The sequence below is a fragment of the Tabrizicola sp. BL-A-41-H6 genome (genome assembly GCF_050632395.1).
Lineage (GTDB): Bacteria > Pseudomonadota > Alphaproteobacteria > Rhodobacterales > Rhodobacteraceae > JAUYQR01.
In genome coordinates, this window is the sequence record NZ_CP192600.1 from 1,830,434 (window position 1) to 1,845,535 (window position 15,102).

General features: G+C 59.6%; 14 protein-coding genes. 6 read left to right on the forward strand and 8 right to left on the reverse strand.

Translation table 11 applies throughout. The features are described from left to right. The first annotated feature begins 562 nt into the window (after positions 1–562). From ACROUL_RS09075 to ACROUL_RS09100, 6 genes are all read left to right on the forward strand, one after another. Positions 563–2,581 carry a type I restriction-modification system subunit M gene (locus ACROUL_RS09075; protein ID WP_431299176.1) on the forward strand — a complete coding sequence of 673 codons (2,019 nt, stop codon included), beginning with the start codon at positions 563–565 and terminating at the stop codon, positions 2,579–2,581. Beyond that, on the forward strand, positions 2,578–3,864 hold the full coding sequence (locus ACROUL_RS09080; protein WP_431299177.1) for a restriction endonuclease subunit S: 1,287 nt from the start codon (positions 2,578–2,580) through the stop codon (positions 3,862–3,864). The genes ACROUL_RS09075 and ACROUL_RS09080 overlap by 4 nt, the downstream gene beginning before the upstream one ends. After that, positions 3,861–4,790 (forward strand): GIY-YIG nuclease family protein, encoded by a 930-nt coding sequence (locus ACROUL_RS09085; RefSeq protein ID WP_431299178.1) that lies wholly within the window; start codon positions 3,861–3,863, stop codon positions 4,788–4,790. Before ACROUL_RS09080 ends, ACROUL_RS09085 begins: the two co-directional genes overlap by 4 nt. Continuing rightward, a complete protein-coding gene (locus ACROUL_RS09090; protein WP_431299179.1) occupies positions 4,787–8,020 on the forward strand; it encodes a type I restriction endonuclease subunit R in 3,234 nt (1,077 codons plus the stop codon). The genes ACROUL_RS09085 and ACROUL_RS09090 overlap by 4 nt, the downstream gene beginning before the upstream one ends. Before the next feature lie 206 nt (positions 8,021–8,226). Further along, positions 8,227–9,165, forward strand: a complete 939-nt coding sequence (locus ACROUL_RS09095; RefSeq protein WP_431299180.1) for a GAF domain-containing protein — start codon at positions 8,227–8,229, stop codon at positions 9,163–9,165. A gap of 1 nt (position 9,166) precedes the next feature. Next, positions 9,167–9,355 (forward strand): hypothetical protein, encoded by a 189-nt coding sequence (locus ACROUL_RS09100; protein WP_431299181.1) that lies wholly within the window; start codon positions 9,167–9,169, stop codon positions 9,353–9,355. A 193-nt stretch (positions 9,356–9,548) separates the two neighbouring features. On the opposite strand, the gene ACROUL_RS09105 is transcribed toward ACROUL_RS09100, so the two are convergent. The 8 genes from ACROUL_RS09105 to ACROUL_RS09140 form a co-directional block, all read right to left on the reverse strand. Beyond that, positions 9,549–10,304 carry a terminase small subunit gene (locus tag ACROUL_RS09105; RefSeq protein WP_431299182.1) on the reverse strand — a complete coding sequence of 252 codons (756 nt, stop codon included), beginning with the start codon at positions 10,302–10,304 and terminating at the stop codon, positions 9,549–9,551. A gap of 37 nt (positions 10,305–10,341) precedes the next feature. Continuing rightward, positions 10,342–11,832: a DUF3631 domain-containing protein gene (locus tag ACROUL_RS09110; protein ID WP_431299183.1), complete on the reverse strand. Its 1,491-nt coding sequence runs from the start codon at positions 11,830–11,832 to the stop codon at positions 10,342–10,344. Next, positions 11,819–12,202: a hypothetical protein gene (locus ACROUL_RS09115; RefSeq protein WP_431299184.1), complete on the reverse strand. Its 384-nt coding sequence runs from the start codon at positions 12,200–12,202 to the stop codon at positions 11,819–11,821. Before ACROUL_RS09115 ends, ACROUL_RS09110 begins: the two co-directional genes overlap by 14 nt. Continuing rightward, a complete protein-coding gene (locus tag ACROUL_RS09120; RefSeq protein ID WP_431299185.1) occupies positions 12,199–12,348 on the reverse strand; it encodes a hypothetical protein in 150 nt (49 codons plus the stop codon). Before ACROUL_RS09120 ends, ACROUL_RS09115 begins: the two co-directional genes overlap by 4 nt. 106 nt (positions 12,349–12,454) lie before the next feature. Next, on the reverse strand, positions 12,455–12,649 hold the full coding sequence (locus ACROUL_RS09125) for a helix-turn-helix transcriptional regulator (protein ID WP_431299186.1): 195 nt from the start codon (positions 12,647–12,649) through the stop codon (positions 12,455–12,457). A 215-nt stretch (positions 12,650–12,864) separates the two neighbouring features. Next, positions 12,865–13,590 (reverse strand): hypothetical protein, encoded by a 726-nt coding sequence (locus ACROUL_RS09130; RefSeq protein WP_431299187.1) that lies wholly within the window; start codon positions 13,588–13,590, stop codon positions 12,865–12,867. Positions 13,591–13,759: 169 nt separating this feature from the next. After that, a complete protein-coding gene (locus ACROUL_RS09135; protein ID WP_431299188.1) occupies positions 13,760–14,146 on the reverse strand; it encodes a hypothetical protein in 387 nt (128 codons plus the stop codon). After that, on the reverse strand, positions 14,143–15,018 hold the full coding sequence (locus tag ACROUL_RS09140) for a hypothetical protein (RefSeq protein ID WP_431299189.1): 876 nt from the start codon (positions 15,016–15,018) through the stop codon (positions 14,143–14,145). The genes ACROUL_RS09135 and ACROUL_RS09140 overlap by 4 nt, the downstream gene beginning before the upstream one ends. Positions 15,019–15,102 lie beyond the last annotated feature (84 nt).

The window sequence follows — 15,102 nt, forward strand, 5'->3', positions numbered from 1 at the left end:
CTTTGGAAGCTTCATGCCAATGTGGTCACAGAGGTTTGAATTTTGGGGCTTCGCCGCCCGGCACGTCGTCAGCGACTGGAACACTGGGAGCTTCAATATGACACACTCGATCGCATCCATGAGCGAGAAGTCAGACATCGGAGGCGCGCGGGGCGACGGCAGCGTAACTAGCCTTGGGGCCGTCCTTCCGAGCTCCGGGCAGACGGCGTGGCGATCCGTCGCCACCTGTTCCCTGACCTCATGGCGATGCTTGACATAGCCCTCGTGCCTGTTCGCTTTCCCGATTGCCACACTGGACGATCGGAAACCCAGGGTACGCCCGGATCAGGTTGATTTATATATAAGAAGTGGGGATGGTCCTTATGCTGTCTAAAGAGGACTGCCGATCGGAAAGAACAGCATGCACAGCTTCATATGAGGGTCCGAACATGACCTTCTGCGATCTGTGGTTGCTTGTGGGAGCCTTGTCGTCAGCCATGAAGCACAGCGAGGCACGGTTCAGACTGATGACGCGGATACGACAGCCAAAGATGAAAACGATTAATCCAGATAAAGGCGACAGATGAATACCCAGACGACCAACACCTCCCTCGCTGATTTCATCTGGAAGAACGCGGACGACCTCTGGGGTCCATTCAAGCATGTCGACTTCGGCAAGGTGATCCTGCCATTCACGCTTCTCCGCCGCCTCGAATGCGTGTTGGAACCGACCCGGGATCAGGTCCGTCAGACCGTGGCGGCAATGAAGGATAGTGGGATCAACTTGGGCGTGATCCTTCCGACCCAGACGGGCTATCCATTCTACAACACCTCGAACTACGAACTGCGCAGCCTTGGCGCGACCCGGACCCGCCAAAATCTCGAAGATTACATTGCCAGTTTCTCGGACAACGCCCGCGTCATCTTCGAGCAATTCGACTTCGCCAACACGCTGGCCCGGATGGACAAGGCCGGGGTCCTCTACAAGATCTGCCAGAACTTCGCCGCAATCGACCTGCACCCGGACGCGGTTCCGGAACGGGTCATGTCCAACGTCTACGAACACCTGATCCGCCGCTTCGGAGCCGAGGTAAACGAAGCCGCCGAAGACTTCATGACCCCCCGCGACGTGGTCCATTTGGCCATCGAGCTGCTGCTCGACCCGGATGACCAAATGTTCATCGATAACCCGGGCCTGATCCGGACCCTTTATGACCCGACCTGCGGGACCGGAGGCTTTCTCTCGGACGGCATGGAGCATGTGAGCGCGCTGCGTGATCGGTATTCCATCGCCCCCGTCATCGTGCCCTACGGCCAAGAGCTGGAGCCGGAGACCCACGCGGTCTGCCTCGCCTCGATGCTGCTTAAGACCGTCGAGTCCGATCCGGGCCGGGACCTGTCGAAGAACATCAAGCTGGGCAGCACCCTTTCCGACGACAAGTACGCGAACGACAAGTTCCATTACTGCGTGGCCAACCCACCCTTCGGCAAACCGTGGCAGCTGGATCAGGCCGCCGTTGTCCGGGAAAATCAGGAAAAGGGTTTCGAAGGCCGCTTCGGTCCAAAACTGCCCCGGATCAACGACGGGTCGATGCTTTTCCTTCTCCACCTCGTCAGCAAGATGGAGGCGCCGGAACGAGGCGGCGGGCGGGCGGCGATTGTCCTGTCCGGCTCGCCCCTGTTCAACGGGAACGCGGGTCAGGGGGAATCCGAGATCCGGCGTTACCTCCTGGAGGAGGACGTGGTCGAGGCGATCATCGCCCTGCCAAGCGAGATCTTCTTCCGGACCGGTATCGGCACCTACATCTGGCTCCTGTCCAACAAGAAGCCGGCCCATCGGAAGGGGAAGGTCCAGCTGATCGACGCGACCGCGATGTATGAACCTATGCGCAAGAGCGAGGGGAACAAGCGGCGCCGGGTCGGGGAAGACCAGATCCGCCAGATCGTCCAAATGTATTCCGACTTTGCCGAGACGAAGGAGAGCCGTTTGTTCGACAGCCGCGCCTTCGGCTATCGCCGGGTCAAGGTCCTGCGCCCGCTGCGCAAGAAGATCGTGATTTCGGCCGAGGAGCTGGCGGCGCTGGCGGATGAGACCGCCTGGGGAAAGCTGTCGGCCGGGGAACAGGCCGCCTGGACCGCGCTGTTTGACGCTGACATGGGTGCGGAACACAGTTGGCACCAGTCCGAGGCATGGGTGAAGAACGCGGCCAAACGCGACCCGGGGCTGGGCAAGGTGAACGCCGCCCTTATCAAGGCGTTCCAGAAGGCTTTCGGAGTCCGCGACCCGGACCTTGACCCGGTTCTGGACAAGAATGGCGCCGTGATCCCCGATGACGACCTGACGGATTTCGAGAACATTCCGCTGGGCATCGACATCCGGGACTACATGGCGCAGGAGGTGCTGCCCCACGCGCACGATGCCTATGTGGATGAGGATTTCCGCGACGAGTACGACGGCCAGGTGGGTGTCGTGGGGTATGAGATCAACTTCAACCGCTACTTCTATGAATACCAGCCGCCCCGCGATCTTGACGAAATCGACGCCGAGCTAAAGGCGGTTGAGGCCGAAATCGCGGCGGTGCTGGCGGAGGTGACGGAATGAGTTACCGTCGCCATGCCGAGGTGAAACCTGCAAACGCGCCGTGGATTGAGGAAATCCCGGAGCACTGGGATGAGCGCCCCTTCTATGCGGTCGCGAAAGAGCGGTGGGCGAAGAACATCGGGATGAAAGAGGATAACCTCCTGTCCCTCAGTTACGGAAACATCATACGCAAGGACATCAACACGCCGAACGGCCTGCTGCCTGAGTCCTTTGAAACGTACCAGATCGTCGAACCGGACGATGTCGTTTTCCGTCTGACCGACCTTCAAAACGACAAGCGTAGTCTGCGGTCAGCGATCTGCCTGGAACGGGGGATCATCACGTCGGCCTATCTGGCGGTCCGGTCAGAGGGCGTACTCCCGGGCTTCATGAGTTACCTGATGCGGGCGTATGACGTTCAGAAGGTCTTTTACTCAATGGGTGGTGGCCTGCGTCAGTCCCTCGGGTTCGAAGATCTGCGTCGGATGTCGGTCGTCGCCCCCGATCCAGATGAACAGGTCGCCATCGCCCGCTTCCTCGACCGCGAAACCGGCCTGATTGACGGCCTGATCGAGAAGAAGACCCGGTTCATCGCGCTGCTCAAGGAAAAGCGGGCGGCCGTGATCACCCATGCGGTGACCAAGGGCATCGACCCGGACGCGCCGATGAAGGACTCGGGCGTGGATTGGCTGGGCCGCGTGCCCGCCCATTGGGAGGTGCTGCGCATCGCGGCCCTGTTCCGCGAAGTTTCGCGCCCGGCGGACCCGGCCCTGCCGGTCCTGTCCGTCTCCATCCACGACGGTGTGACGGACGGGGAACTGGCTGATGAGGACCGGGACCGGAAGGTCGCCCTCAGCGAGGACCGGACAAAGTATCAGGGCGTCGCACCCGGTGATCTGGTCTACAACATGATGCGCGCGTGGCAGGGCGCGTTTGGGGCTGTTACGGTCAAGGGGTTGGTCAGCCCGGCCTATGTGGTCGCGGCTCCGGTCACCACGTTCCGGACCAAGTTCGTCGAACACCTTCTTCATACCAAGAGTGCTGCCGAGGAAATCCGCCGGTTCTCGCGCGGTATCGCGGATTTCCGGCTGCGGCTCTACTGGGATCATTTTAGAGCGCTGAAGGCGTGCCTGCCGCCACTGGAAGAGCAGGACCGCATCCTTTCCGCGATCGATGTGGAGACCTCAAAAATTGATGGTCTGACCGCCCTGACCGAGCGCAGTATCGACCTTCTTCGAGAAAAGCGCACCGCACTTATCGCGGCCGCCGTCACCGGCAAGATCGACGTGAGGGCGGCCGCATGACCACGGGTGAGACATTCGGGCGGACCATCCAGCTTTTCCTGGTCGACGGGAAACCAACGGGCCTGCGCAAGGCGACGATCCACGGCTGGACCGGCCTGTTGTTCGTCAGCGGGGCCTCGGCCTTCGGCGACTTGACCGCCCGATCCGAGGTGGACCGGACCGGGGTCTACATCCTGTCCGGCCCGGACCCTGACAAGCCCGGCGTGACCCGGGTCTATATCGGGTCCGGAAACTCGGTGTCAGAGCGGATCGAACAGAGCGCGAAGAAGCGCGACTTCTGGGAAACCGCGATCACCGTCACCACCAGCGACGATGACCTGTCGAAGGGCCATGCAGAATATCTGGAGGCGCGGCTGATTGCCGTATCGAAGATGGCGGGCCGTGTGACGCTGGACAACGGAACCCACCCCGACTCCGATCGCCGCCGCCTGCCGGAGGCCGATGTCGCTAACATGGAACAGTTCCTCGAAAACCTTCGGATCATCCTGCCGGTGATCGGACTAGACATGCTCAAGCCCCAGCCCCGTGCTGTGACCCAAGTTGCGAAACCTGCCGAGGAGCGGACGCTGGAAGAGATCCATTTCGAGATCCGCCACAAGAGCGGCGTCCAAGCGACCGCTGTCGAGGAGGATGGGGAGTTCGTCGTGCTGGAGGGATCAGAAGCTTTAAGTGGAACGGGACATGTCCAGCACTTGGGGTACGGGCAGCTAAAGGAAGAACTAATAGCAGATGGTGTTCTAGTTCCTGGGAACGGAGAGCGGCTGCGCTTCGCCAAACCTTGGTCCTTTAGCAGTCCTTCCGCAGCGTCAGCTGTCATCTTGGACAGGAACAGCAACGGTCGGCTGGAATGGAAGGTCAGAGGCTCGGCCCAGAACTATCACGAGTGGCAGCAGGCGCAGGCCGCCAGTCAGGAGCCGACCGAATGAGCGACCTGCATCACGAGAAGCACCTTGAGTCCTACATCGTCCAGAAGCTCGCCGCGGCGGGCTGGCTGGTAGGCACGACCGATGCTTATGACGCGGACCGGGCCATGTACGCGGAGGATCTGGAGGCCTGGCTCCGGGCTACCCAGTCTGAGAAATGGGACAGACTACAGGCGATGAACGGAGACAAGACCCTGACGTTGGTCATGGACCGGCTGGAGGCAGCGCTGGACAAACAAGGGATGGTCCAGACCCTGCGCCGAGGGTTTTCCATCGCGGGCGCGGGGCATCTGGATCTGTCCGAGGCAGCCCCGGAGGACCAGCGGAACGACCAGGTCCTGCATCGCTATTCGTCGAACCGGCTCCGGGTCGTGCCCCAGCTGAGGTATCATCCCGGGCGGGAGCTCGCCATCGACCTCGGCCTTTTCCTAAACGGCTTGCCGCTGGCCACGGTCGAGCTAAAGACGGACTTCACTCAGTCAGTCGAACACGCAAAGGCCCAGTACCGGCGCGACCGGCCTCCAGTCGATCCTGTAACAAAACGCAAGCACCCGCTCCTTTCGTTCAAGCGGGGTGCGGTTGTTCATTTCGCGATGTCAGACAGCGAGATTTGGATGACCACGAAACTCGCGGGCGCCGACACCTTCTTCCTCCCCTTCAACAAAGGGAATGACGGCCGGGCCGGCAACGCGGCCCGGGCTGATGGTGAGTATCCGGTCGCCTATTTCTGGGAGGAGATCTGCCAGCCGGAAGCGTTCCTGCGGATCTTCCACAGCTTCGTCTATGTCGAGAAGAAGAACGTAGTCGACCTGAATGGGAACTGGACGGTCAAGGAGACCCTGATCTTTCCTCGGTTCCACCAATTCGACGCGGTCAATACCATGATCGCAGACGCGAAGTCGAAAGGGCCCGGATACCCGTACCTGTGTGAGCATAGCGCAGGGTCCGGAAAGACTTCGACCATCGCCTGGACGGCGCATGACCTGGTAAAGTTGCGCCGGGATGATGGGGCGCCGATCTTCGATACGGTAATCATCGTGACGGACCGAAACGTGCTCGACGGGCAACTTCAGGACGCGGTCCAGCAGATCGACCACCAGAAAGGGCTAATTGCGGCAATCGACCGAGACACGTCCTCAAAGTCGAAGAGCGATCAACTGAGCGAGGCGATGCTTAATGGGACGCCGATCATCGTGGTGACCATCCAGACCTTCCCCTTCGCAATGGAGGCGATCCTGACCGAGCGGTCGCTGCGGGACCGGAACTTCGCCGTGATCATAGACGAAGCGCACAACTCCCAGACCGGGAACACGGCGTCAAAACTTCAGGCGACGCTGGCCCTGTCCGCCCGGAAGGACGCGGCGGAAATGACGGTTGAGGACATCCTCCTGGAAATCCAGCGGGCCCGGAAGCGCCCAGCGAACGTGTCCCATTTTGCCTTCACTGCGACCCCTAAACATTCCACCATGATGCTCTTCGGGCGTCCGACGAACCCTTCTCGCCCGGCTGGGAACGACAACCTGCCGGTCTCGTTTCATAAATACGAGATGCGGCAGGCGATCGATGAGGGGTTCATCCTTGACGTGCTGCGGGGATACGTCCCCTACAAGACCGCCTTCAACCTCGGGCAGGAGATCGTTGAGGAGAAGCGGGTCGACGGGAAAGCGGCCAAGCGGGCCTTGGCGAAATGGATGACCCTTCACCCGACGAACGTCACACAGAAGGCCCGGTTCATCATCGAGCACTTCTCGAAGAACGTGACCCACCTACTCGACGGGAAGGCGAAGGCGATGGTCGTCACCAGCTCCAGGGCCGCCGCGGTCCGGTACAAGCGCGCCTTCGACGCCTTCATCGCGGCCAACCAAGCATACGGGAATATCCGGGCCCTGGTCGCCTTTTCGGGGAAATTGACCGGGCGCGAAGTGATGCACCCGAACGATGACCTTCTAAAGGGGGACGCGTTCATCGTCGAAGATGACGCCGAGTTCACTGAGGCGAACATGAACCCGGACGCGGCCGGCAAGGACCTGCGCCACGTTTTCGACCGGCCGGAATACCGGGTGATGCTCGTGGCGAACAAGTTCCAGACCGGGTTCGACCAGCCGAAGTTAGTGGCCATGTACGTGGACAAGAAGATCGCGAACGCCGTCGAGATCGTTCAGACCTTCTCTCGCCTGAACCGGACCTTCCCCGGGAAGGACCAGACCTTCATCATCGACTTCATTAACGACCCAGACGTGGTCTGGGCCGCCTTCGCCCAGTATGACCGGGGCGCCCGGATCGAGGAGGTTCAGGACCTTAACGTCATCTACGACCTGAAAGAGTTCCTCGACGATCAGGGGCTCTATGACGAGACGCACATGCTCGACTTCCGGCGGGCCCGGTTCCGGACCGCGGTCGCCGCCGCAAGTGGCGCCGACGATGAGGCCGCGCACAAAGCGATGTTCGCGGCGACTCAGGAGCCGACAGACGCCTACAACCGGCGCCTCGCCGAGCTGCGGGATCGGGCCGGCGCAGCCGAGGACGCCTGGCTGCGCGCGAAGAGCGCCGGGAACGAGGACGGGATGAAGCGCGCTGATCACGAGCGCCAGCAGGTCGAGACGGCGATCGTCTCCCTCACCGATTTCAAGGCGGGTCTGGCCCGGTTCGGTCGGCTCTACGCCTATATCGCGCAGCTGGTCGACCTCGGGGACCCGGCCCTCGAAACCTTCGCCGCCTTCGCTAAGCTGCTGGCGAACCGGCTGGACGGGATACCTCCAAATCAGATCGACCTGCACGGGATCGCCCTGACCGGATACCATATCGCGGAGCGTGAACCGACAGGGGGCGCAACTGAACCCGAAGAGCCTATTCTTCAGCCCGTCAAGGGTGGAGGTGGAGGCGGGCGCCCCGGCGTGCTACCGGTCTACATCCAGGAACTGATCGAGCGGCTAAACAGCCTCTTCGGCGAGGCGACCCCGATCGAGGATCAGGTCGCCTTCGTGAACCAAGTGGCGGCAATCACCCGCGAAAACCGGGTGGTCATGGCGCAGATCGAGAAGAACACGAAAGATCAAGCGATGAAGGGGAACCTGCCCGGCGCGGTTCAGGCGGCGGTGGTCCGCGCCATGTCATCGCACAGCGCGCTTGCAACACTGCTTCTCAGCAAGGACCGGCAGGCCCTGCCGATCCTTGAAGGGGTGATCTACGAGATTCTGAAACGGGGCGAGGCGTTAAACTTTAGTACTGATTGAACAGATGGGGCTTGGGCTGGGCGAGCCCCATCTCCCGACGGTGCTCAGCACCCAAGTTAAGGAGCATCCTGCAAAAGACTTCCAACGGGATTGTTCCTTCATCTGCGATTGAGGTACGATCGGAGGTGCAAGGCGACGGAGAGGATTTCACCCGCCTATTAAGTGTCTTCGTTTAAAATTAACAATCTTTCGGATAGGTGGCTAGATTGGTTGCATGGGAATTTGTTGAAAATCATCTTCGAACCTTGGCTGCGGCCACGTTTGTCTTGAAGCTTATAAACTTAGCAGGTGGTTTGCTGCTTGCGCTTTCTGCCTACCTCCAAGGGACAGGGGCAGAAACGGGATCGTCAGAAGGGCCGCTTTTTTGGGTCGGTTTGGTTGCCTTCGCCGTGACAACCGTTCTGCTGTTTGCGATTGAGCAAAGCCCAGCGGATCAGCTCAAAGCCCTCCATGCGTCGGAGATCAGGGTCGCGGAACTTGAAGATGACTTCGAAGGTTCAGAGGCTGCTCGCGAAATCTTCTCATCTTGGCTCAGCTTGACGAAACTGTTGCAGGAACTGGTTGATCAGGCGCTCGTAGCGGAAAGAATTTCCGAAGAGGAGAAATGCGATCTTTTTCGGGTGGCCGTTGAGTTCATCGCTGCATACAAACTTCGTCTCTTCGGCATGTCAGATGATTACATGAATATATCTGTATACGAATATATTGAGCGCGAGAACCTGCTGAAGTGCATAGCCTGCTTCCGATCTCGCCCTTCTGATGCCGTGGGCGAGCACAGATCCTGGACGCCAGGGAGTGGACATGTGGGAAAAGCGTTCGAAATGAAAAGGGAATTGATCTGTGGAGACGCGACCCACCCTGACGTTGCGGCATGGATCGCTGCCCCGCCTGACAATTTCAAAGATGATGATGTCGAACTGTATGTATCGTTGGCATCAATTCCGATGAGCGTTCGAGCCACGAAACCGCTTGGTGTCCTGATCATGACGAGCGACCAGCCAAATCGGTTCAAGAATGGTGCGGATGACGACCCGGATGGCGGTCTTTCGCCAAAGCTAGCGGTGGATGCCCTACAGGATGTTGCTTCTCAACTTGCTCAACTGCTCCACTTGGCGCAAACTAAACACCATCGACCGGAGGCTTGACATGAATGTTAAAGAACTGCCGAAGGGTGTGAAAAATACCAAGTTTGGTACGTTGAGCAGAGAAATTGAAGAAAGCGTCTCGGACGCTGCTTCTGGGAAGAAAGGCGCGACCACCCGCGCCATTAAGTACGCCAAGCTTCGGGAAGTCCTGCTTAACAGCCGGTGGCAGGGCCACAAGAAGCGGGCCTGAGCGCGGACTCTTTTTGACGATCCGGCGTCGTGGGGGCGACCTCGTTGCACCGCTTGAGTCTGTTTGTCTAGATGGATTGTCTCAGTGCGAATCTCATTAACTTGAGCTGCGCTGCTGATCGGATGCAGCTTGGGCCTATTTCCTTCATGCGCTTGGTGGCAGCGGCACCCTTAGGTGTTCATCGTACGTGCACTTATTGAGTAGGTTCCGGGTCCTTGCGAAGTGGCATCCGCTCGATCTCGCCTCTAGACTGCAACTCCAAGATCAGGCGCGCGATGACATTCGTCTCTCGGTCGTCTGCCGGGCTGTAGAATCCGAGGCGCTTCGCAAGCTCCTTTAGGGCGGCCATCTGGTCGTTGAACTTGAACTCGATGCCGTGCTGGGTCTGCTTGACGCCCACGAAGAACTTGCGCTCGTCGTCGGTCATTAGGCGGGTGTCCTTAAACCTGACCCTGAACTCTCCCTCGCCGTCACATTCTGGGCAGTCGGCGTGCGGCGCCTCGCTGAACCGGTAGCCGTAGCCACCCTTGTCGTCCGGTGGGGTGTAGACAGCGTGGTGCAACTCGCCCTTGCCCATGTAGACTTCCATCGCGTCGGCGAACTCGCGGTGGGTCTTCCACTGATGTCGGTGCTCGATGCCACGGCAGTAGCGGCAGGCTCCGGTCACATACTCCGTGATGGCGGCCGCGTCTCCGAAGGCTATGGCCTTGAGGCGGTCGAGGACGTTCAGAACCTTCACGTCAAGCGCGGCGAGAATCTTCTGTCGTTCTTCGGAAATACGCGCTTGAATGTAAGCAGATGTCAGCAGACGATGAGCACTCTGTCGCGTCCCCAATCCGTCCCGATACCCCGCTTCGCGATAGGCGCGCGAAGCGTTGCCGTGGATAAGATAGTGGCGAACGAACGCTTCGTGGCGCGCATCGGCGACTTTCTTTTCGGTCGTTGCCATTGGCCCGTCCTTTCAATGTGGGTTGGCTGTGTCAGGCCTAGGAATCCGGCTCAAGTATGTCTGGGGTTGCCTCAGTGGTCGTTGCAGGCGTAACCCCGTAACCTTCAATATACTTCAATGACTTGCCAAGATTTACAGGCGTAACCCCTGGCTCAAGGTTACGCTTTGAAATGCTTGTAACTTCTTGATTTTGCGCAAGGGTTACGGGGTTACGCGTCTGTGGGGTATAGCGGGCGGCGGCGGCCTCAATTTCGGTGCGCAAGTAGACGCGCGCCGCCGCTCCGTTCAGCTTCAGAACGCGCACCTTTACCCCGAAGGGCTTCAGCAGCTTTGCGACACTCTGCGCTGTGACCGGCCTCCCGTGCCGCCATTCCGCCCAGGGGCGCTCTTCGAGCAGCAGCAGGTCGCCGACCAGTTCTGAAGATGCGATGCGATCCACGCGGCGGCTGGCAAACATCTCAGCCAAGTCGCGCAGCATCATCACGCCCGCCGGTTCCGTATCTTCGTCTTGCGCCTGAGCTTGTGCAGCATAGGCGCTAGCGACGCGGTCCGGCCAAGCGCACCCCAAGGCGGCGGCTATGCGATGCAACGGCGTCCAGTTGTCCCGGCGGCGGTCATCGCCGCAATCGGGCGGCTCGGACTGCATCGCAGCGATGCGATCTGCTGTGTCTACTGCCCAGCGGGCGAGCTGGCGACGGATGCGCAAAAGCTGCTGGTGCAGATCGAAGGGCAGGCGGTCAACAGGTTCGTCAGGCAAACGACGGCGCAGCCCGATCACGATAGACCGCGACATAAGCGTGTCGCGCTGCGCTCCGATCCCGGCAATCGCCATCGCGCACCAAGTCGAGAACGCCACCGGCAGATGTTCGCCATTTACCTCGGCGACGCGGATCACACGGGCGGTTCGCCTGGTGTGGCCGGAGTTGAGAACACCGGCCAGTTCCTCGTTCTGCGTCATCCAAGTGTCGGCTTCGTCTAACAACAGGGTCGGCTGCCATGCCTCTATCGCCCGGAAGACGGCAGCGGGAGAGGCGTTCGAAGCGATGAAACCCCGCTGCACCATTGCGTCCAGGACTTCAAGCAACGTGCTTTTACCGCATGCCTTCGTCGGGCTGGTCACCATCAAGCGCGGCCACAAGCGCCAAGTCTCCATGAGATAGCTGCCGAAAATCCAGAGCGTGGCGGCGTCGGCATCGCCAGAAGCACCGAACACGACATGCGCCCGCAATCTGTTGCGGATTTCCTCTGCCAGCGAAGCGCCGTCTACAGGGTCCAGCCATGGCGTCAGAGTTTCAATGCCAATGCTATCTGCGTCATCGACCTGTTGTTCGCGCGCGTCACGGGGCCGAACTTTCTGCACCTCGGCATCCAACACTGACACGCGCCAGCCCAATCGGGCGCCTGCGCCTTTCCTGGCGATCTCATAATCAGCCCGGTCTAGCGCAGAGAGCCACTTCACTTCGGCCATGGCGTCAGCGGCGGTTACGTCTTTCGCCTTCGCCGAATCTACCCATTCATTCCCGTCCATAATTTGCCCCCCTGACAGCACAGAGGAAGGCAGCGCGGTCATGGTCATTGAAGCTGCGCCAGATCGCCATGAAGGCGGTCTTGCGGGTGCCAGTCGAAAGTTGCGACTTCGGCAGCCGTTCCAGCCCGGCAAGTGTGTAGGCGGCCAGCTCGTGCGGCGGTGCCGACGCTGCCCACAAGCGGGCGTCACCGACGACCAATCCAAACGGGTCACCCAGCAGCGGCCCGCCCGTTTCGGCGGTTTCCAGATAGGCGGCGCAGATCGCGGCGCCGTCGATCGGGTGAGAATGAGCTAACGCGAAGCACACGGCCTCAGCCCAAGCTGCGCGCATCCGCAACGCAGGGTCGGCGATCTTGGTTTGGAAGGTCATTCGTCGCCTCCCCCGGCCAGCCCTGCGACCACAGTGACCACGGCGGCTTCCGCCTGGGTCAGGCCGAAACGGTGTACAAGGGCGTTGATACAGAGAACATCGTGGAGGGTCGCCCAACCGAAACGCTTCGTTTTGTCTTGTGTCATACTCTGCCTCATTCTTGCGGGCAGGGCGGTGTCAGGCTATATTCAAGGCTCACACTATGCCAAATAAACGAATACAGCCGCCGCCCTTGCCGGGGTGGCGGTTTCGTTATGCGGTGGCCCGCTTGGCCTTAGCTTGTTCAATGAAGTCGATCAGCTCGGAACGCGGCCACCGGCTCATGTTTCCGAGCTTCACGGGTTTCCGAAGGGTGCCGTTCGCGACCCAACGCCAGAAGGTTGGTTCGCTGATGCCCAGCTCTGCTGCACCTTCCCGGGCATTCAAAAGGGGATCGCTGAGAGTCATAATTAGTACCTCATATGGTTTGATATGAGGCGATAGTGGGCGCATCTTGGGTCGGCCGAATAGCTGGGTCGCTTGCGAAAACCTACCTACCTGTAGAGCCTTAACCTACCGACCTGTTAGTGTGAGATACAGGTTGAGGCATGAGATTTCCGTGGAAAAGCCCAGCTGCATTGCCCGGGAAGGGGTGGGTAGGTTCCGACTAACGGGTGGGTAGGTTAGCCACCCGTAGGATTCGCACCGCCAGAACGATTCCAGTTCGCGACCGTGGCGATACGTTCTTTGGCGCTGGCCGAGATCTCACCTTCGCCCTGCCACACGGAGGGGTTGCTAGTGATCCACCCATCGATCGCTGCCTTGGGACTTTGCCGCAGCTTCTGCGTTTGAGAGAGCGCGCGCCACGCTGCAACAGCCATCGCTAATTCAGGAGCAAAATGATCATGTGATGGGTCCATGAAGTCGTCTTCATCCGCTTGTGACGCTGGGAAGAAGAAGCCCGTTTTGATGCCTCTTTCCTGCAGCCATACTTTCAGGTCCCGCACGTCCAGCATGGTTCTCGACCAGTCTGGTTCTTTCGCAAGGAAAACGGAATCTCGGCCATCATCTACGAAATCAAACTCAAACTTACTCGGGTCGGTCAGCCAGCGTTGAGGAAGAGCCCAGTATGGTTCCTTACGATCCGACTGGAACCCATTGTAAACCCGGTACTCAAGCACAGCTTTTAGCCTGCCGAGGCGCACCGCGGTCTTCAGTCCGGTAAACGTTGCAACGAAGCCAGGGTGACCATCCGTTCGCTTCACTTCCTCCCGCTGCAAAGAATCCACCCCCTCGAAATACACTTCGTCTACCGCGCTCGGATCTCCTCCAGCGATGAGAATGGCTGCGTCTTCCACCGAGACGTGATCTGAAAGCCTCCAATAGAAAAGCGGGTCATCTTCCATCATGTTTTCACCATCTGCAAAATCTTTCCAGTTCGTCCGGTTACGTGATTTCCCCAGCGGGCCATCACGATCTTTCGTTGTGATCTAGGGAGACCTAAGTTCGTTGGTCAACAACGTTGCGATATTGCCGCTGGAACGAACTCCCATTTGTGCTAGCAAGCGGTTACATGCTTCAGCGCAGCAAATGTCCCAATATGCGCTCTACATCCGCAGTGGTCATCACTCCAAGGCGAGCGATCTTGCGCGTCCGGAAAGCATCATATGCGGACAGATTGCTGTTTGCGCCCTTGCCATCCTTGCCAATCCAACCACGCCCTTTAGGTAGCTTGTCGTCACGGTCGATCGTAGACGGAAGTCCGGCAGGCAAGTTTTGCGCTGTCACCCAAAGGTTCACCCGAGCAGGGTGATATTCGATGCCTACCACGCGGTCACGCCCGCGTACCTGCCAGACCTCCAGATGGACTTGCTGGCTAGTCGCATGCTGCGGCGGCACGACCGCGAAATCCAGCAGCAGCGATCTCCGTACAGCCTCCCGCACAGCCGTAATATCTTCGGTCATGACATACTCCGCAGTTTGTTCCCGAGTGCCTCAGAAAGTGACCGGACATTTCGGACGATGGCGGGCACGTCATGAACAGGCACAGCTAATTTTGTCGCCTTCCCGCGGTGGGCAAAGGGTCTCCCGTGGGCAATCGTGTTGCGCAGGTCAGTCAGCTTGTCGGGGATCAAAAGGCGGGGTCCCAGAATGTCTGACCTCATGGCATATAAAAGCGAGAGTTTTTGGCTCAGACCCATTTCGAGGAGAACCGAACCGGAGCCATCTTTATCACGGGCCCGACGTAAACATTTTTCGAAATCTTCGCGCGGGCTGGGCCGGTTTGGTTTTTCGCGCCTTGCCGACAAGAAACGTGCCCACGCAAACTCGTCGGGGCCTGCAAACCGTGCAATAACCTCCCCCACCTTTTCTTCTACCTCGAGAAGCAAAGCAAAAATTGCGAGCCGGGCAGATAAGCGGGCAAGATCGTGGATCGTTACTAGCCCCACAACGGCGTCAGCCGCCGGATCGCTGACCAAAGAGAAGCGTGTACCGGCCGCGCGCGCGACAAAGTCGATGAGCGGCAGATCGGCCGAAATGGGCTCTGCATCATCCATTTCGTCCTGTACTCTAGCGACCACGTTGGCACGGTGCCGGTCGACTACTCCGACGATCGGCGCGGTGACCGACGCACGGTCGTCGCCATCAATGACAGGCAGGCAGTCGTAATAGTCGGGCATACCGCTGAAGGCTTGACGGACGGTTTCGCGGCGCAGGGCGTTAGCGAAACTGCAGCGAGGGGTCATGATGTCCCGCAATGTCAAACGCTGGCGGAACACGCCCTGATCGACGTGCCGGTAATCGTCGAGGGGTGGCAACGGCAGGCGTAAGGTCATGGCAAAATCTCTTGAGGAATGGCATCCAGTAGCCCGTTGCATTCGCCCCTCCGCGCTGCTGCATCGTGGTCGCTCACTTCGGTG